The sequence below is a fragment of the Promicromonospora sp. MS192 genome (genome assembly GCF_049532985.1).
In the GTDB taxonomy this organism is placed as follows: domain Bacteria; phylum Actinomycetota; class Actinomycetes; order Actinomycetales; family Cellulomonadaceae; genus Promicromonospora.
Genome location: NZ_CP186693.1, coordinates 5,714,454 through 5,732,765 on the forward strand (window position 1 = coordinate 5,714,454; position 18,312 = coordinate 5,732,765).

Here is an 18,312-nt window from a genome sequence, read left to right on the forward strand (position 1 = left end):
CGTCGGGTGGTCACTTCCTGCGACGTGCCGGGCACCCAGGTCACGCGGGTGACCTGTGTGCCCGGCACGTCGGCGGTGCGGCTCAGGCGCTGTCGGCAGCGCCCGGGCCTGCGGTGTCGCTACGGGTCAGCCGAGGGCCGCGGCCTTCTCGACGGCCTCGTCCCACGCCTCCTCCGGGGACTGGGACTTGGTCAGGTCCACGCGGTTCAGCGCGTTGGTGACCTCGTCACGGATGGCGAAGTAGTGCGCGCCCTTGTACGGGGCACCCTCGATCGACTGGGCACGGGTGGAGAAGATCTGACCCACCGGGGCGTCGTTGAAGAACTCGTTGGTGAAGCTCTGGACGGCCTCGGACTCCTGCGCCTCGATCTGCGACGGGAAGGTACCCGAGGTCTCGAACGCCTTGGTCTGCTGCTCCGGAGCGGTCAGCCACGCGGCGAGCTCCTTGGCCGCCTCGGTGTGCTCGCCCGAGGCCGGCACGGTGAGGAACGAACCGCCCCAGTTGCCGCCGCCACCGGGGAAGACGTCGGCGATGTCCCAGCCCTCGATGCCACCGGAGTTCTGCTCGATCGGGCCCGTCATCCAGGCCGGGCAGAGCATCGTGGCGAAGGCGTCGGCCTGGAAGCCGGCGACCCAGTCGTCGCCCCACTGCTCGAGACCGGCCGAGAGGTCGCCGGACGACGCGGTGATCTCGTCGTAGATGTCCTTGACGTCGGTGTTCGTCGCGAGGTCGGTGGGCTCACCCGTCTCCGGGTCCTCGAACGCGGCGGGGAGCTGGTTGATCATGCCCTGGAACGTGCCGGCGGCGCTGTCGTACCAGGCGGCGTCGGACTCCTTGACGAAGTCCTTGCCCACCTCGAAGTAGTCCTCCCACGTGGCGTCCTCGCCACCGAGCAGCTCCGCGACCTCCTCGCGGTCGGTCGGCAGACCGGCCTCCTCGAACAGGTCGGAGCGGTAGCAGATGGCCTCGGGGCCGATGTCGGTGCCGTAACCGATCACCTTGCCGTCGGGCGTGGTGGCCTGCTGCACCTTCCAGTCCACCCAGCGGCCGTCGAGCTCCGGGTCGGCCAGGTCGGTGAACAGGTCGGGGTACTGCGAGAGCTCCGGCAGCCAGTCGACCTCGATGGCCTCGATGTCGGCCAGGCCCTCGCCACCGGCGGCGAGCTTGGTGGTCATGTTGCTGCGTGCGTCGTCGGTCGTGGCGGCCTTGACGTGCTCGACCGTGACGTTCGGGTGCTCCTTCGTGTACTCGGCGAGCATCTCGTCCGTGTAGCCGAAGTCGTTGAACGTCGCGACCTTCAGGGTGATGGGGCCGTCCTCCTCGGCGGCCCCCTCGTCGGACCCGCCGCCGCAGGCGGTGAGCGCGAGGGCGACGGCGGCCACGCCGGCGGTCGCCTGGAGGGTACGGGCGACGGGGCGCCGCATGGGTCGGGTACTGCTCAGCACTGGGGACTCCCTTGTCGTGCGGTCTGGGTGCTACGGGTCGAGCTCGGCGCGGTCGCGTGCGGGCACGGCGGCGTACCGGTACTGGGAGCGCTTCCATACTCAGGTGTGGTAGCGCTCCCACGGGCACAGATCGTTGCGCCGCCCACCGTGTCGTGTCAAGGCGGGCAACGGGCGAACCTTGGTTCGGTCACTGCTTGATCCGGATGTCCCCGGTGCTCTGGACGGCCTGGTTCCAGGCGATCTCCGGGCTGTTGTTGCCGGCGTCGACGGCGGCCAGCGCGTTGTTGAGCTCGTCGCGGATCGCGAAGTAGTACGGGCCCTTGTAGGGCGCGCCGTCGATGGACTGGGCCCGCGCCGTGAAGATCTTGCCGACCGGGGCGTTGTTGAAGAAGGGGTTGACGTAGCCCTGGACGGCCTCGGAGTCCTGCGCCGCGATCTGCGACGGGAAGGCGCCCGCCGTCGTGAAGGCCGTGGTCTGCTGCTCGGGTGCGGTGAGCCAGGCGGCGAGCTTCTTCGCCTCCTCGGGGTAGGCGCCGGCCGACGGGACGGCGAGGAAGGAGCCCCCCCAGTTACCGCCGCCGCCGGGGAAGACGTTGGCCACGTCCCAGCCCTGCACGCCCGGGGAGTAGGACTCGATCGGACCCATCATCCAGCCCGGGCACAGCATGGTCGCGAAGGCGTCCTCCTGGAACCCGGCGGTCCACTCGGGGGTCCACTGCTCCAGGCCGGCCGAGAGACCGTCGGCGATGGCGCCGGTGATCTGGTCGTAGATGACGCGGACGTCGTTGTTGATGGCCAGGTCGGTCGGCAGCTGCGTCGCCGGGTCCTCGAACGCCGCGGGGAGCTGGTTGACCATGCCCTGGAAAGTGCCGGTCGTGCCGTCGAACCAGGCCGCCTCGGACTGCGCCGTGAACTGGCGGCCCACCTCGAAGTAGCGCTCCCACGTCGCGTTCTTGCCGCCGAGCAGCTCCGCGACCTCCTCGCGGTCGGTCGGCAGGCCGGCCTCCTCGAACAGGTCGGAGCGGTAGCAGATGGCCTCCGGGCCGATGTCGGTGCCGTAGCCGAGCAGCTTGCCGTCCGGTGTGGTCGCCTGCGCCACCTTCCAGTCGACCCAGCGCTTGGTGACCTCGGGGTCCGTCAGGTCCTCGAAGAGGTCCGAGTGCTCCATGAGCTCGGGCATCCAGTCCACCTCGGCCGCGACCACGTCGGCGAGCTCGGAGCCGTCACCCGTGGTGAAGGCCTTGAGCATCTGCAGGCGGGCCTCGTCCGAGGTCGGCGCCACCACGTGCTCCACGGTGACGTTCGGGTTCTCCTCGGTGTACTTGGCGAGGAGCTCGTCCGTGTACCCGAAGTTGTTGAACGTCGACACCGTGAGGGTGATCGGACCGTCGGCGCCGCCGTCGCCCGCGGGGTCCTGCCCCAGGAGCGAGCCGCAGGCCGAGAGGGGCAGGACGACGACCGTCAGCGCGGCGAGGGCCGCGCGCCGGCGCGCGGTGCGACCTCGAACCGATCTGATGTTGCTGGGCACTGGGACTCCTCAGTGGTCAGGACGCATGCGTGTCACGTTGTGAGAGCGATATGAGAGCACAAAAATGCGCACATCAGACACGAATGTTCGCACAACGTCCCCGTGCGACGGCAGGGCCCCGATCCGGCGTCCTCCGCACGGACCTCCGGAGCCGGCGGTCAGCTCGTCCCGCTGCGCCTGCCCGCCAGCCAGTCCCGGCCGGCCTCCGCCTCGGTCTCGAGCGTGGTGCGCACCGCCGAGACCGCGGCCTCCTCGATCACCGAACCGAACAGCGGCACCGTCGCCCGGACGTCGCCCGCGTAGGTCAGCCGCGTGCCGCCGTCGGGCTGCGTCGTGAGGTTCGCCGTGGCCGTGACGCGGACGGGCGCGCCCAGGATCTCGACGGCCACCGTGCCGGTGCGCCGGTCGTCGGACGCCGCCTCCCAGGCCTCCGCCTGCCGGATCTCCAGGTGCGCGCCGACGAAGGGGCGGGCCTGCACGGGGATGATGTCGGTCGGCAGGGTGCGCCGCACCACGACGGTGAATCCTGCGGCGGCGGTCCCGGTGACGTCCGCCTGCTCGACCACGCCGTTGACGGACCCGGTCGAACGCTGGGCGCGCCAGCGGACGAACGTCTCGTCGGCGAGCATCGCGGCGACGTCGTCGATGTTCGCGGGGAACGTCAGGTCCACTGTCAGGTGCACGGGCTTCCTCCTCGCGGCGACGGGGCATGCCGGTGGTGGAACTCTAACCGACGCGGTGCCCACGGCCCCTGGCGGGTACACGTCTGCCCCTCGGCAGGCCATGGCACGGTTCCGGCATAGGCTGGGGTGCGTGTCCGCGATGAGTGACCTGATCCTTGAGCACGCCGACCTCGAACCAGCAGACGTGGAGTGGCTGCACCTCCTGGTCGGCGACTGGCAGGTGGTCTCGGACCTCGCGTTCGCGGACCTGGTGCTGTGGCTGCCCACCGACGACGGGCGGTTCGTGGCGATCGCCCAGTGCCGCCCCTCGACGGGTGCGACGGTGCACTACGACGACATCGTCGGTTCCTTCGCCCCGGAGGGCCAGCGCCCGCAGCTCGCACGGGCGATGGACGAGGCCAAGGCGCAGCGCGCCCGCGAACCGCGCTGGTTCGGCGCGTACGCGGTGCGCGAGGAGGCGATCCCCGTGGTCCACAAGGACACGGCGATCGCAGTGGTCGCGCGGCAGACCAACCTCGGCTCGGGCCGTACGCCGTCGCGCCTGGAGCTGAACTACGTCGAGGCCGCCGACGACCTCGTGGCGATGATTCCCCGCGGCGAGTTCCCGCTGCCCAACGCGGCGACCGGCTCGCGCCGCGGCGCCCCGCGCGTGGGTGACGGCCTGATCCGGCTCAACTCCGAGGGCGAGGTCCTGTACGCGAGCCCGAACGCCCTGTCGTGCTTTCACCGGCTCGGCGTGATCGGCCCCCTCGTGGGGCAGTCGCTCGTCGAGGTGACGGCGGAGCTGGTGGAACAGCTCCAGCCCGTGGACGAGTCGCTGCCGCTCGTGGTGATGGGCCGCGCGCCCTGGCGCACCGACATCGAGGCGCACGGGGTGTCGTTGTCGCTGCGCGCGATGCCGCTGACCGACCGCGGGCAGCGCATCGGGGCGGTGCTGCTGTGCCGCGACGTGTCCGAGCTGCGCCGTCGCGAGCGGGAGCTCATCACCAAGGACGCGACGATCCGTGAGATCCACCACCGGGTCAAGAACAACCTGCAGACCGTGGCCGCGCTGCTGCGGCTCCAGGCGCGGCGCATGGACGTGCCCGCGGCCAAGGAGGCGCTGGAGGAGGCGATGCGGCGCGTGTCGACGATCGCCCTGGTGCACGAGAGCCTGTCGCAGACCCTCGACGAGCAGGTCGAGCTCGACGACATGGTGGGCCGGGCCCTGCGGCTGACGGCCGACGTGGCCTCGGCGGGTACGTCCGTGCGCACGGTGCGCACCGGATCGTTCGGCATGGTGCCCGCGCAGGACGCGACGCCGCTCGCCCTGGTGCTCACGGAGCTGGTCACCAACGCGGTGGAGCACGGGTTCGTCGGCCGGTCCTCGGGCACCGTCGAGATCGGCGTGGAGCGGGACAACGCCGACCTGCGCGTGATCGTCGCGGACGACGGCGTGGGCCTGCCGCAGAACGGCGGCAGCGGCGGGCGGGGCCCGGGCAGCGGCCTGGGGACGCAGATCGTGCGGACGCTCGTCACCAACGAGCTCGGGGGGACCATCGAGTGGTCCGCCCGCGAGGGTGGCGGTACGCAGGTCGAGCTGCAGCTCGTGCTGCGGGCGACCGACGGGGCCGGGAAAGACGTGAGCCGCGCCTGAGCGGAGGGGGAGTGCTCAGGCGCGGCTCACACAGAGCGTCGCGGGGTGTCAGCCGGCGCGGCGGGCGCGGGCGGTGCGGCGCTTGAGCGCACGGCGCTCGTCCTCACTCATACCGCCCCAGACGCCGGCGTCCTGGCCGGACTCGATCGCCCACTTGAGGCAGGTGTCGACGACGTCGCAGCGACGGCACACGGCCTTCGCCTCCTCGATCTGCAGCAGGGCGGGGCCCGTGTTGCCGATCGGGAAGAACAGTTCGGGGTCCTCTTCGAGGCATGCTGCGCGGTGGCGCCAGTCCATGGTCACGTACTCCTTGGAAGGAACTACCCGCCGTCCGGCTCGCCACGTGGGAGCATCGTCGTCGTGCGTGTGGGGCGCTCAGTTCTGGGGTGGATCGTTTTCCGATCCCTGGCGCCAGCGGCGACCGACGGGGGTCTGTTCGAGGTGTGTGTGGATTGCTGCATCTAGGTTCACACGCTCGTGAACGCTCGCACAAGGGGTTACGGCGAAGTTTCTCGATCGTGAACCCTGAGGTATCCGTCACACTATTGTGAATTGCCCGCCCACCAGTATCCTAGTCCGTCGTGCCCGTACTGAAAGCCTTTTTCGCACCTCGTGTTCCGGCGTTTCTCCGTGCCCTCGTGATCGGCGTGGTCGTTGAGGTGATCGGCCTCCTGGCATTCGCCGTGGTGTTACTTGGTGAACTCCTTACGGGTGGTTCCACGTCGGTGGGAGTGAGCCTCTTTCTCGTTGTGTTCCTCCTGGGTGTCGGCTGGGTTCTCGTGGTGTCCGCCCGTGCACTTCTGATCGGCCGGCGTTCGGGTCGCGGACCCGTCGTGACCTGGCAGCTCTTCCAGATCATCGGGTCGGTCGCGGCCATCGGGAGCGGCACCGGCATCGCGGTGGCGGGCGGCTGGGTCGTCCTGCTGATCGCCGTCGCGGTCGGTGTCCTGCTCATGACGCCGTCCGTGGTCGCGGCGACGTCGGAGACCGGCTCCGCCGACTGACCGGCGGACCGGTCAGGGGCTCGAGCACCTGGCACAGCACCGGGCCGGCGCGACCGCACCAGGCGGCTCGGCCGGGCGGACCGCCCGTCCCGGCGAGCGGCACGGGTGCGCCCAGCACGACGTCGGCCGCGCGGTCGGTGCCCAGCAGCACGAGCCTCGGCCCCACGCGGGCCGCCAGGCCGCCCACCGACGGGCCGTCGGCGGACAGCGCGAACGCGGCGCCGGAGCGCAGCGCCGCCGCCGGGAGCGTGCCGCGTACCTCCTCCGCGCCGTCCACGACGACGAGGGTGCGCGCGGCGCCCGCAGGGTCGGGCGACCCGCCGGACAGCATCTTCGCCAGGCCCCCGGCATCGTCCGGCTCGTGGGTACCGCCGTAGCCGGGACAGTCGCGCAGCGCGGCGAGACCTGCGGCGTCACGGGTGACGGCGTGCACCGTCCAGCCCCGGTCCAGCGCGGCGAGCGCGACCGTGACGAGCGCCGTGGTGCGCCCCGAACGTGCCCGGCCGAGCACCGCCAGGTGCCCGTCGGCCGGATCCCAGACCACCGTCGTGCGGCGCTGGTGGTCCGGGTCGTCCCCGAGGGCGAGCACGAGGCCATGGCGATCGCGCCGGCTGCGGGGCGGGAGATCGGCGACGGTGGCCCGCCGTGGCAGTGCCGGGAGCCAGGGCGGGTCGCTCGGTCCCTGGCCCATGGTGGCCGCCGCCTGCCGGGCTGTGTCGACCACCAGCGTCGCGGAGTCCGGCGCGATCGCCCCGGGTGCTGTGCGGCTGCCCCCGACCGTGTGCCTGCCGGGGCCGTCGGGCCCGGCCAGGGGGCGGCTGGCACCGGCCGGGGCGCGGCGGACCAGCGGCATCTCGGGCGGGACCGCCGCGCCCGCGTGCGCGCACTGCAGCACCACGGGCGGCGCCGATCCCAGACGGAGCACCGCCCGGCCCGGGAACGTGGCGGGCAGATGGGCCGCGGCCGGGTCGTCGAGCACGTCACGCGACTCCAGCGGGTCGGTGACCCGGAGCGCGACCCGCGCGCTGACGTTGGCCCGGAGGTCCGGTCCCACGGCCCCGCCCGGTCGCTGGGTCGCGAGCACCAGGTGCACCCCGAGCGACCGCCCCTGGGCGGCGGCACGCAGGAGGGCGGGCAAGAACTCGGGCAGGTCGTCGGACAGGGCGCGGAACTCGTCGATCACCACCACGAGGCGGGGGAGCGTCCCACGCGGTAGCGCAGCGACGTCGGGCACACCGTGGGCGGCCAGGATGCGCTCGCGGCGCCGCAGCTCGGCCCGCAGGCCGGCCAGGGCCCGCCCGGCGAGGCCGGGGTCGAGGTCCGTCACCTGGCCCACGACGTGCGGCAGGCCGGAACACGCCCCGAGGCTCGCGCCGCCCTTGAAGTCCACCAGCAGGAGGGCCAGGTCGGCGGGCGGCCGGGTCAGCGCGAGGCCGAGCACGAGCGTCTGGAGCAGCTCCGACTTGCCCGACCCCGTGGTGCCCGCGACGAGCAGGTGCGGTCCGTCCCGGACCAGGTCGAGGCGGACCGCCGTACCGCCGGCGCCGACACCGAGCGGCACCGCCCAGCCGTGCGCACCGGCCCACCGCCTCGCGAGGGCGCTCGGGTCCGGCGTCCGGGGGAGGCCGTGCACCACGGCCAGAGGGACGACCACGGGCAGGCCGTCGCCCGGCGCCAGAGGGGTTCGGCCGAGCCGGGCCGCTCCCGCGAGCAGCCGGGCCAGGTGCTCGGCCCAGTCGGCGCCGACCCCCACGAGGGGCACGGTCCGGGTCGCACCGTCCGGCCCGGTGATCCGGACCCGGCGGGCGTCGAGCACGCGCACGACGGCGCGGCAGCCCGCCGGGACGGTGCCGACCGACACGACGAGCTCGGGCCGGGATGCGGCGTCGACGAGCTCGGGCCGGGATGCGGCGTCGGCGGGCCCGGGCCGGGGTGCGGCGTCGGCGGGCCCGGCCGGGCCGTCCGTGACGAGCACCAGCGGGCCGCCGGGTGGTAGCCAGCGGATCCAGGACCAGCCCGGGGCGTGACCCCGCAGCAGCACCCGCGCCCCGCGGACGGCCAGGCGCGCGACGAGCGCGCGGGCGACGGCCCGTGCGGCGTCCGGGGGTCCGAGCACGGCGACCGTGCCGTCGTGCAGGAGTCGTTCCCACGGGTCGTCGTGCGGTGCCGTCAGGAGGTGCGCGCCGGGCCCGGGTGCCATGTCGAGCGGACCGGTGGGCTGCGCCGCGCCGGGAGAGGTCACGGCCCAGGCCTGCCGGGCGGTGGCCCAGGCGCCCGGCGAGACGTGGAGTGCGGCGTGGGCGTAGGCGAGGAGCGCGGCGGGCCCCGGCAGCGGACCAGGACGGCCCGGAATGGCGGGCGGGGCGGCGCCGCGGCGTCGGGCCTGGCGGAGCTGGGGTACCGCCACAACCAGGCTGAGCAGCGAAAACGCCGCCAGGAGCGGCTGGCGCAGGGCAGCGGCGAGGCCGAGCGACGCCACCACGGGCAGCAGGGGATACAGCCACGGCACCCCGCCGTCCGCGGCGTCCGCCCGGGGCGTGAGCCAGGTGGCGGGACCGCCCGACCGGCGCACCACGGACCGACCGCCCCTCCGCCCCCAGGCACGCAGCGCGGCGAGCAGTCCCGGGGCACCGGTGACCGTCCCGGCGTCGGACCCGGTGACGCGGGCGACGAGCCAGGGTGAGCCGGCGCCGGTCAGAGGGCCCGCCGGGGGCGGGGCCTCCGGCGCGCCGGGGTGTTCCGTCCTGATGACCGCACCGGGCAGCAGCGGACGCTCGCCCACGACCCGGTCGTCGGCCAGCCGCTCGCCGTCGACGGACAACGGGGCGTGCCGCAGCTCCGGGCGGCGGGTCAGGGCCGCGAGGTCTGCGCGCAGCTCGCCCAGCCGGGCGCCGGGGCGCAGCAGCACGTCCTCGCCGGGGTGGACGGTCACCCGCAGGGCGTCGGCGGGGGCCAGGGTTCGGGTCATGTCGTCCAGCCTCGCGCGGTGCGTCGCGGTGCCCCGGACGAGGTGGGGAGACCTGTGCACGACCCCGGTTTCCACAGGGGTCTCGTCGCGCTCGCTACGGCACAACCCCTGGGTGAGTGCCCCTACCCGGGGCCGACGAGGCGTACGACCAGGGGATGACGCGATGGGTGAAGGATCAGGCCGACGCCCGATGTACCCGGTGCCGGCGTCTCCGTAGGTTCAGTGGTGCCGGCCGTACCGGGGTCCACCCGGGAAGGCCGGACCACTTCCGGCCGGCGGCCGGGGCACGGTGCCCCGGCCGCCGCACCCGGCGCGAGCCGCCACCGGCGGTCCGCTGCCGCGGCCGGCCGTGCGCGGCGAGCGCGAACGGCCGGCAGCACCCCGCAGCGACGATCCGTCCCGCAGGAACGAACCGAGGAGAATCACGTGGACACCACTGTGTACGTCCCGGCCGGTCACCCGGCCCCGGCCCCGGGCGGTGCCGCCCGTGCCGTGCGGGCCCGTTCCCTGACCAAGACCTACGGCCGTGGCCAGGCCGTGGTCCAGGCCCTGGACGGCGTGGACGTCGACTTCGAACAAGGCCGCTTCACCGCGATCATGGGCCCCTCCGGATCCGGCAAGTCCACCCTCATGCACCTGCTGGCCGGACTCGACTCCGCCACCAGCGGACACGCCTACCTCGGCACCACCGACATCACCACCCTCAACGACAAAGCCCTCACCCACCTGCGCCGCGACCGCATCGGCTTCGTCTTCCAGCAGTTCAACCTCCTACCCATGTTCACCGCCGAACAGAACATCACCCTCCCGGTCGAGCTCGCCGGCGGCCGCATCGACCACACCTGGCTGACCACCCTCGTGGACACCCTCGGCCTGACCGGACGCCTGACCCACCGCCCCGGAGAGCTCTCCGGCGGACAACAGCAACGCGTCGCCATCGCCCGCGCCCTGATCGCCCAGCCCGACGTCGTCTTCGCCGACGAACCCACCGGCAACCTCGACTCCCGCTCCGGCGCCGAGGTCCTGTCCTTCCTGCGCCGCTCCGTGCGCGAGCTGGGCCGCACCATCATCATGGTCACCCACGACCCCTCCGCCGCCGCCTACGCCGACCGCGTCGTCCTGATCGCCGACGGACGCATCGCCGGCGACATCACCGACCCCACCCCCGAATCCGCCATGGCCGGCCTCGACGCCCTGCGCACCCTCGAACCCGCCATCACCACCACCCGAACGGGCGCGTGATGACCACCCCCACCACCCCCACCACCCGCTACCCCACCGCACGCCTCACCCTCGCCCAGATGCGCCGCAGCACCGGACGCCTGATGTCCGCGGGGGTGGCGATCACGATCGGCACCGCCTTCGTCGCGGCCACGCTGCTGGTCGGCAACGTCATCACGGGCACCACCTACGACCAGGTCGCGGCCCAGTACGCCGACTCCGACCTCGTCGTGTCCGACGACTCCGGCAGCCTCACGCCTGACGACGTCGACGCCGCGCGCGCCGTCGCGGGCGTCGCGGCGGCCGACGCGGTCCGGTCCGCCTTCACGGAGCTCAACCACGGCGGCCGGTCGATCTACCAGTCGCTCGTGGCCCAGCCCTCCGACCCGCGGCTCTCGCCGCTGGAGCTCGCGGACGGCGCGTGGCCGGCGGCCACGGCCGACATCGCCCTGCCGGTGGACGCCGCCGAACGCCTCGGCCTCGCCGTGGGCGACACCGTCTCCTCCACCCGCTGGGTCACCGACGACGAGTCGACCACAGCGCAGGACGGCACCGAGTACCACGACAGCCGTGAGGTCACGCAGGAGCTGACGGTCTCCGGCCTCGTCGACGACCCCCACCAGGCCTACGCGCTGAGCGGCGGGATGGGTGTCATCACCCCCGCGGCCATGGACCAGCGTCTCGCCGACGAGCTGGAGCCCGGAGCGACCGAGGCGTACCCGGCGATCGTCGTCGCGCTCGACGAGCCCGGCGACCGGGCCGCGCTCGAGGCGGCCCGCGACGCGCTGGCCGCGGCCGTGCCGGCGGCCGGCGACGTCATGACGACGCAGGAGTACGCCGAGGACGCCGTCGCGGGCATGTCGGGCGGCCAGAACATCGTCTTCCTCGTGTTCGTGCTGGCCTTCGCGGGTGTCGCCCTCGTGGTCGCGGGACTCGTCATCGCCAACACGTTCCAGGTGCTGGTCGCGCAGCGGTCCCGCACCCTGGCGCTGCTGCGCTGCATCGGGGCCGGCACCGGTCAGCTCTACCGCAGCGTGCTCCTGGAGGCCGTGCTCCTCGGTGTCCTGGCCTCGCTGGCCGGAGTGCTGCTCGGGAGCCTGCTGGTCCAGGCCGGGCTGCTGGTCGCGCCGTCGTTCGACCTCGGCGTGCCGCTGCCGGAGACCATCACCCCGAGCGCGTCCGTCGTGCTCCTGCCGCTCGCCGTGGGCGTGCTCGTGACCCTGGTCGCGGCGCTCACCCCGGCGCGGGCCGCCGCCCAGGTCGCCCCGCTCGCCGCGCTGCGCCCGTCGGACGCGCCGTCGCTGCGCGGCGCCGGCCGGTTCCGGGCGGTGGTGTCCGGGCTCGCCACGTTCGGCGGGCTCGCCGTCCTGGCCGGCGGCGTGGCCCTCGGCGCGGCCGGCCGCGCCGACATCGGCGTGCTCGCGGCCGTGCTGGGCGGCTCCGTGTCGCTGATCGGCGTCATCGTCGGTGCGGTGTTCTGGCTGCCCCGGGTCGCCGGCGGCATCGGCCGCCTCGTCGCCTCGGCCGGGCCCGCCGCCCGGCTCGCGGCGGCCAACACCCAGCGCAACCCGCGCCGGACGGCGGCGACGGCCACCGCGCTGCTGATCGGGGTCACGCTGGTCTCGATGATGACCACGGGCGCCGCGAGCGCCCGCGTCACCATGGACGACGAGCTCGACGCGCAGTACCCCGTCGACCTCCAGGTCGCAGCCACGTCCAGCGACGACGCCGGGAACCCCGCCGTCCTGCCCGGTGCCGTGACCGACGCCGTCGAGGGCGTGGCCGGCCTGCGCGCCGTGGCCGAGGTGACCACGCTCGTCGCCGACGTCGCCGGTGACACCGGGTCCTCCGTGCTGCCGGTCGTCGCCGCGACCCCCGAGGCGTTGTCGTCGGTGCTGAGCACGCCGGACGCCGTCGCCCCGCTGCGGGGCGGCACGCTGCTGCTGCCCGAGCAGGTGGCCGAGGACTACGGTCTGGCGGGCCGCGACACGATCACGCTCACGGGCCCGGCCGGCGAGGTGACCCTGGACGTGGTCGGCAGCGACCTGCGGACCCGACAGGCGTACCTGACGCCGCTCGACCTCGCCGGGTTCACGCCGGACGTGGGCGCGAACGCCCTATGGGCGGCCGTGGCCGAGGGCAACGACCCCGTCGACGCCCTCGCGGACGTGCAGGACGCCGTCGCCGCGACCGAGGAGCCCGTGGAGGTGACCGGCGCCGCCGTCGAACGGCAGTCGTTCCAGCAGGTGATCGACGTGATCCTGGGCGTCGTGGTGGGGCTGCTCGCCGTGGCCGTGGTGATCGCGCTGATCGGTGTGGCCAACACGTTGTCGCTGTCCGTGATCGAGCGCACGCGGGAGAACGCGATGCTCCGCGCGATCGGGCTGTCGAAGGGGCAGCTGCGGGCGACGCTCGCGGTCGAGGGGATGCTCATCGCCGGTGTGGGTGCCGTGCTGGGCGTCCTGCTGGGCCTGGTCTACGGGTGGGCGGGCGCCACGGCGGCCCTGGGCAGCCTCGGCGAGGTGCCGGTCGTGGTGCCGTGGGCCGAGGTGGCGGTGATGCTCGGCGTCGCTCTCGTCGCGGGCCTGATCGCCTCGGTGGTACCGGCTCGCGCGGCGGTCCGTACCCGCCCCGTCGCGGCGCTGGCGGCGGAGTAGGCCGACCATGGCCACCGGCACGGCCACCTCTCCGTCCGTCCGCCTCGCCCTCGGGCAGATGCGCCGCAGCGTGGGCCGCCTGGCCGCCGCGGGCACCGCCGTCGTCATCGGCACCGCGTTCGTGACCGCCACGCTGCTGGCGGGCGGGATCATCACCCGCACCACGTACGAGCAGGTGGCCGCGCAGTACGCCGACGCCGACCTCGTCGTCTTCGACAGCGCCGGCACCCTGACGCGGGCCGACGTCGAGGCGGTGCGGGCGGTCGACGGCGTGGCGGCGGCGGACGGGCTGCGCGGTACCTACGCGGAGCTCAACCACGACGGGCGGACGGTGTACCAGTCGTTGCTGGCGGCGCCGTCCGACCCGCGGCTCTCGCCGCTCGTGCTCGCCCGCGGGACGTGGCCTGACCGGGCGGACCGCATCGCGCTGCCCGTGGACGTCGCGCGGCTCTTCGGCGTCGGCGTCGGTGACACGGTCGCCTCGACCCGCTGGCTGCCGGGCGCGAAGCCGGCCATGGACGAGAACGGTCCGGAGCACGACGGCGGCCGGGCGGGTGCCGAGCGGCTGACGGTGTCCGGCCTGGTGGAGGACCCGCTGCGGGCCTACGCGGCGAGCGGCGGTGTCGCCGTCGTCTCGCCGGCCGCGCTGGAGCGGAGGCTCGCGGGCGAGGCGGGCGGGACGGTGCCGGGCCTGCGGACCGTGGTGGTCGCCCTCGCCGAGCCGGCCGGGGCAGCGGCCGTCGCGGCCGCGCGGGACGCGCTCGCGGCGGCGGTGCCGTCGGCGACCGGCGTGACCACGCCCGAGGCCTATGCCGAGGACGTGGTCGCGCGGATCTCGGACGGTCAGAACATCATCTTCCTCGTCTTCGTCCTGGCGCTGGCGGGCGTGTCCCTCGTGGTCTCGGGCCTGGTCATCGCCAACACGTTCCAGGTGCTGGTCGCCCAGCGTGCGCGGACCCTGGCGCTGCTGCGGTGCGTCGGCGCGAGCACCGGCCAGGTCTACCGCACCGTGCTGCTGGAGGCGGCGGTGGTCGGCGTCGTCGCATCGGTCGTGGGGCTGGCCGCCGGGACCCTGTTCGTCCAGGCGGGTCTGCTGGTCGCGCCGGCCTTCGACCTCGGCGTGGCGCTGCCCCGGACGATCTCCCTGAGCGCGCCCGTGCTGCTCCTGCCGTTCGCCGTGGGCCTGCTGGTCACCCTCCTGGCGGCGCTGGCGCCCGCGCGCGCCGCCTCCCGGGTGGCCCCGCTCGCGGCGCTGTCCCCGGACGTCCGGCCCGACCCCCGCGGGGTCGGCCGCGCCCGGTCGGCGTTCGCGGGGACCGCGGGCGTGGGCGGGCTGGCGCTGCTGGTCGCCGGGGTCGCCCTCGGGATGTCGGGCCGGATCGACGTCGGGCTGTTCGCCGCGGTGCTCGGCGGTTCCATGTCGCTCGTGGGCGTCGTCGCGGGCTCGGTCTTCTGGCTGCCGCGGGTCGCGGCCGGGCTCGGCCGCCTGGTGGACGTCGCCGGGCCTGCGGCCCGCCTGGCCTCGGCCAACGCGCTGCGCAACCCGCGTCGCACGGCGGCGACCTCCACCGCGCTGCTCGTCGGCGTCACCCTGGTCTCGATGATGACCACGGGCGCCGCGAGTGCCCGCGTCACCATGGACCACCAGCTCGACTCGCGGTTCCCGGTCGACCTCCAGGTCGCGGGCATGACGCCGGCCCTCGGCGTGGGCGCGCCGGTGCGGACCGCCCTGGACGGCGTCGACGGCGTGCGGTCCACGGCCGAGGTCACCACCCTGTCCGCCCGGCGGGCCGACGGCGGGGCGCGCGTCCCGGTCGCCGCCGTCGACCCGGAGGCGCTGCGGTCGGTGCTGAACACGCCGGGCGACGCCACCCGGCTCCGGCCCGGTGTCGTCGTGGTGCCGGAGCGGGTCGCGACCGCGCACGGGCTGCAGGGCCGGGACACCCTGACGCTGAAGGGAGGCGCGGGCACGGTGACGCTGGACGTCGTGCACACCGGCACGCTCTCGGACCGGGCCTACCTGACGCCGCAGGACCTCGCGGCCTTCGCCCCGGGCCGGGCCGCCGACCAGGTCTGGGCCGGCGTCGACGACGACCACGACGCCGCCGCGGTGGTCGCGGCGGCGCAGCGGGCGGTCTCCGCCACGGGCGAGGCGGTGTCCGTGACCGGGATCGTCGCGGAGCGGGACTCCTACCAGCGGATCGTCGACGTGATCCTCGGGATCGTGGTGGGGCTGCTCGCCGTGGCCGTGGTGATCGCGCTGATCGGCGTGGCCAACACGCTGTCGCTGTCCGTCGTGGAGCGCACGCGGGAGAACGCCGTGCTGCGGGCGATCGGGCTGTCCAAGGCGCAGCTGCGGGCCACCCTCGCCATCGAGGGCATGGTGATCTCCGGGTTGGGTGCCGTGCTCGGCATCGTGCTGGGCCTGGTCTACGGGTGGGCGGGCGCCGCGACCGCGCTGTCGACGCTGGGCGAGGTGCCGTTGGTGGTCCCGTGGCCGGCCGTCGGCACGGTCGCCGTGACCGCGCTGGTGGCAGGCCTGGTCGCGTCGGTGGCCCCGGCCCGCGCGGCCACCCGCACGGCGCCGGTCACGGCGCTGTCGGCCCGCTGAGGGGTGGCCGCCCGGGAGCTGCGCCTCGGGAGGCTTGGTTCGGGAGGCTTGGTTCGGGAGGCTTGGTTCGGGAGGCTTGGTTCGGGAGGCTTGGTTCGGGAGGCTTGGTTCGGGAGGCTTGGTTCGGGACGTCAGGTACCGGGGCGGACCAGGCCGGTCTCGTAGGCCGTGACCACGGCCTGGACGCGGTCGCGGGCGTCGAGCTTGGCCAGGATGCGGCCCACGTGGGTCTTGACCGTCGCCTCGGCCACGAACAGGTCCGCGGCGATCTCCGTGTTCGACCGTCCCCGCGCCATGAGCACCAGGACCTCGCGCTCGCGGCCCGTCAGGCCCGCCAGCGCCTCCTGCGGGCCTGCGGCCTCCTCCGGAGGCAGCGCGGTGACCAGGCGTTCCATGAGCCGCCTCGTGGACGACGGCGCGATCACCGCGTCCCCCTGGTGCACCGTGCGGATCGCGGTGAGCAGTTCCTCCGGCTGGGCGTCCTTGAGCAGGAAGCCGCTGGCCCCGGCCCGGATCGCGTCGAGCACGTACTCGTCCAGGTCGAACGTCGTCAGCACCACCACGCGGGGGTCGCCCGCGGCGGCGCGGCCGCCGTCGGCCAGGAGCGCCCGCGTGGCGGACAGCCCGTCCATCCCCGGCATGCGCACGTCCATCAGCACGACGTCGGACGCCGTCGCGCCGAGCAGGCGCAGCGCGTCCCGGCCGTCGTCGGCCTCGACCACCACCTGGAGGTCGGGCTGCGAGTCGATGACCATGCGCAGGCCCGCGCGGACCAGGGGCTGGTCGTCGACCAGCGCGACGCGCACGGGTCCGTCGGGGGTGCCGGTGGGCTGGGTCATCGTGCTCCTCGTGTGTCGTGCAGGTCGGTGCCGGGGGTGTCACGGGTCGGGTGGTCGTTCGGGTCGCCGGGGTCGCCGGTAGCGCCGGGGGCAGGGTTGCCGGCCTCGGCGTCCGCCGTGCCCGGGGAACCCGCGGTGCCCGGGGAGCTTGCGGTGCCCGGGGAGCCCGCGGTGCCCGCGGCGTCGGCAGGTTCCGCCGGGGCCGGCCGCTCCGGTGCCGGGTCCCCGGGTGCCGCGTCGCCCGGGGACTCGGGGACGGCCGCCCGCACGTCCCGGCCGGGCTCCTCGCCCGTTCCCGCGGCGAACGAGCTCACGGACGCCCGCGGGATCGGCACCACGAACCGGACCGAGAAGCCGCCGCCCCGGCGGGGCCCCGCCGAGAGCGTGCCACCGAACATCTCGGCGCGCTCGCGCATGCCGAGCAGGCCGTACCCCGGGGTGGGCGCGGGCTCGTCGGGGGCGGCGGAGCCGTCGGCCGCCAGGCCGCGGCCGTCGTCGTCCACGCGCAGCTCCACCTCCTCCTCGCCCCAGCGCACCAGCACGGTGACGGCGGGCCGGGGGCCGGCGTGCTTGCGCACGTTGGTCAGCGACTCCTGGCAGACGCGGTACAGGGTGAGCCCCACGCCGGGCGGCAGCCGGCGCTCCACCCCGACCCGGGCCCAGGAGACCCGCATGCCGTCGTCGCGGGCCTGCTCGACGAGCCGGCCGATGTCGGCGGCGTCGGGCTGCGGGCGCAGTGGGGCGGCCGTGCCAGGGGTCTCGGCGCGGCCGGCTGCCGTGCCGCCCGGGGTGCCGGGACGAGTGCGTGCGCCGGCGTCGGCTGCCGGGAGGCGACCCGGGCCGGCCGCCGGCCCCCCGCTCGCGCGCACCCCGGAACCCCGGGCCGGCGCGTCGTCGGGTGCGACCAGGCCCAGCGGGGTCACGGTGCTCGGCTGGTCGTCGCGCAGCACGCCGAGCAGCCGCCGCATGTCCGCGAGTGCGGCCCGCCCTGTCTCGGCGATGGTGCCCAGCGAACGCTGCGCGGCCGCGGGGTCCGCGGCGGCGGCGTACCGGCCGCCGTCGGCCTGGGCGATGATGACGGACAGGGAGTGGGCCACGATGTCGTGCATCTCGCGGGCGATGCGGGCGCGCTCGGCGGCGGTCGCGATCTGCGCCTGCTGGTCGCGCTCGATCTCCAGACGTTCGGCGCGGTCGCGCATGGCCAGGAGCATCGTGCGGCGCGAGCGGCGCACCAGGCCGAACGCGAAGGACGCCGCGAGGATCGCCAGCGTGGGGACGGTCAGGAACAGGCTCTCGGGGGCCACCGCGACCGAGAGGCCGAGGGCCACCGCGCCGATCACGGCCAGGCCGGCGGCCGTCAGGTAGGCCCGCCGGGAGCCGTAGACCGTGACGCAGTAGACCGACACGACCACGACGGCGTCGGCGGCGATGACCGGGAGGTCGAACACCCACAGCTGCACCATGCAGGCGACGAAGACGGCGGCGGCCGAGGTGAAGGGGCGCGTGCGGCACCAGGGGAGCGGGGCGAGCACCAGGAGCGAGGCCACGACGATCGACGTGGGGTCGAAACGCTGGGCGTAGAGGGACAGCGCACCCGGTATCGCCACGAGGGCCGCCAGAAGGGTGAGCCCGAGGTCCATGAGGAACCGATACCGTTCCGACCACTGTGCCCACCGCTCGTACCACCCCATGCAGGTCAGCGTAGGTCGAACCGTTGCG

General features: G+C 74.5%; 12 protein-coding genes. 5 read left to right on the top strand and 7 right to left on the bottom strand.

Going from position 1 to position 18,312, the window contains the following annotated elements:
* Window positions 1-126: 126 nt before the first annotated feature.
* From ACO229_RS25625 to ACO229_RS25635, 3 genes are all read right to left on the bottom strand, one after another.
* Complete coding sequence (locus ACO229_RS25625; protein ID WP_397416917.1) at window positions 127-1,446, bottom strand: ABC transporter substrate-binding protein; 1,320 nt, start codon at window positions 1,444-1,446, stop codon at window positions 127-129.
* A gap of 187 nt (window positions 1,447-1,633) precedes the next feature.
* Window positions 1,634-2,974 (bottom strand): ABC transporter substrate-binding protein, encoded by a 1,341-nt coding sequence (locus ACO229_RS25630; RefSeq protein WP_397430713.1) that lies wholly within the window; start codon window positions 2,972-2,974, stop codon window positions 1,634-1,636.
* Window positions 2,975-3,132: 158 nt separating this feature from the next.
* Window positions 3,133-3,657: a DUF2505 domain-containing protein gene (locus ACO229_RS25635; RefSeq protein WP_397416913.1), complete on the bottom strand. Its 525-nt coding sequence runs from the start codon at window positions 3,655-3,657 to the stop codon at window positions 3,133-3,135.
* Between the two features lie 139 nt (window positions 3,658-3,796).
* Here ACO229_RS25635 and ACO229_RS25640 point away from each other — a divergent pair, with 139 nt between their 5' ends.
* Window positions 3,797-5,293, top strand: coding sequence for a sensor histidine kinase (locus ACO229_RS25640; protein WP_397430968.1), 1,497 nt, complete (start codon window positions 3,797-3,799; stop codon window positions 5,291-5,293).
* Window positions 5,294-5,341: 48 nt separating this feature from the next.
* Here the strand turns inward: ACO229_RS25640 and ACO229_RS25645 are convergent, their stop codons facing one another.
* Window positions 5,342-5,590, bottom strand: coding sequence for a WhiB family transcriptional regulator (locus ACO229_RS25645; protein ID WP_026365970.1), 249 nt, complete (start codon window positions 5,588-5,590; stop codon window positions 5,342-5,344).
* A 284-nt stretch (window positions 5,591-5,874) separates the two neighbouring features.
* Here ACO229_RS25645 and ACO229_RS25650 point away from each other — a divergent pair, with 284 nt between their 5' ends.
* On the top strand, window positions 5,875-6,297 hold the full coding sequence (locus ACO229_RS25650; protein ID WP_423463180.1) for a hypothetical protein: 423 nt from the start codon (window positions 5,875-5,877) through the stop codon (window positions 6,295-6,297).
* Here ACO229_RS25650 and ACO229_RS25655 read toward each other — a convergent pair.
* The gene (locus ACO229_RS25655) at window positions 6,245-9,265 is read right to left on the bottom strand and encodes an FtsK/SpoIIIE domain-containing protein (protein WP_423463181.1); all 3,021 of its coding nucleotides are present in this window, start codon (window positions 9,263-9,265) and stop codon (window positions 6,245-6,247) included. The two genes, ACO229_RS25650 and ACO229_RS25655, sit on opposite strands and share 53 nt — an antisense overlap.
* A gap of 426 nt (window positions 9,266-9,691) precedes the next feature.
* On the opposite strand from ACO229_RS25655, the gene ACO229_RS25660 reads away from it, so the two are divergent.
* Genes ACO229_RS25660 through ACO229_RS25670 form a run of 3 tightly spaced genes read left to right on the top strand, consistent with a single transcriptional unit; the run spans window position 9,692 to window position 15,754 of the window.
* Complete coding sequence (locus tag ACO229_RS25660; RefSeq protein WP_397430710.1) at window positions 9,692-10,507, top strand: ABC transporter ATP-binding protein; 816 nt, start codon at window positions 9,692-9,694, stop codon at window positions 10,505-10,507.
* Entirely contained in the window at window positions 10,507-13,143 is a 2,637-nt protein-coding gene (locus ACO229_RS25665) for an FtsX-like permease family protein (protein ID WP_423463182.1), read from the top strand. Before ACO229_RS25660 ends, ACO229_RS25665 begins: the two co-directional genes overlap by 1 nt.
* A gap of 7 nt (window positions 13,144-13,150) precedes the next feature.
* A complete protein-coding gene (locus ACO229_RS25670) occupies window positions 13,151-15,754 on the top strand; it encodes an FtsX-like permease family protein (protein WP_423463183.1) in 2,604 nt (867 codons plus the stop codon).
* A gap of 131 nt (window positions 15,755-15,885) precedes the next feature.
* Here the strand turns inward: ACO229_RS25670 and ACO229_RS25675 are convergent, their stop codons facing one another.
* Entirely contained in the window at window positions 15,886-16,593 is a 708-nt protein-coding gene (locus ACO229_RS25675; RefSeq protein WP_397418458.1) for a response regulator, read from the bottom strand.
* A complete protein-coding gene (locus ACO229_RS25680) occupies window positions 16,590-18,284 on the bottom strand; it encodes a sensor histidine kinase (protein ID WP_423463184.1) in 1,695 nt (564 codons plus the stop codon). Before ACO229_RS25680 ends, ACO229_RS25675 begins: the two co-directional genes overlap by 4 nt.
* Window positions 18,285-18,312 lie beyond the last annotated feature (28 nt).

What these genes read in the sequence shown, in the direction of transcription:
- ACO229_RS25680 (WP_423463184.1), bottom strand. Translation starts at nt 18,284, where the DNA reads ATGGGGTGGTACGAGCGGTGGGCACAGTGGTCGGAACGGTATCGGTTC.
- ACO229_RS25655 (WP_423463181.1), bottom strand. Translation starts at nt 9,265, where the DNA reads ATGACCCGAACCCTGGCCCCCGCCGACGCCCTGCGGGTGACCGTCCAC.
- ACO229_RS25665 (WP_423463182.1), top strand. Translation starts at nt 10,507, where the DNA reads ATGACCACCCCCACCACCCCCACCACCCGCTACCCCACCGCACGCCTC.
- ACO229_RS25645 (WP_026365970.1), bottom strand. Translation starts at nt 5,590, where the DNA reads ATGGACTGGCGCCACCGCGCAGCATGCCTCGAAGAGGACCCCGAACTG.
- ACO229_RS25675 (WP_397418458.1), bottom strand. Translation starts at nt 16,593, where the DNA reads ATGACCCAGCCCACCGGCACCCCCGACGGACCCGTGCGCGTCGCGCTG.
- ACO229_RS25640 (WP_397430968.1), top strand. Translation starts at nt 3,797, where the DNA reads ATGAGTGACCTGATCCTTGAGCACGCCGACCTCGAACCAGCAGACGTG.
- ACO229_RS25670 (WP_423463183.1), top strand. Translation starts at nt 13,151, where the DNA reads ATGGCCACCGGCACGGCCACCTCTCCGTCCGTCCGCCTCGCCCTCGGG.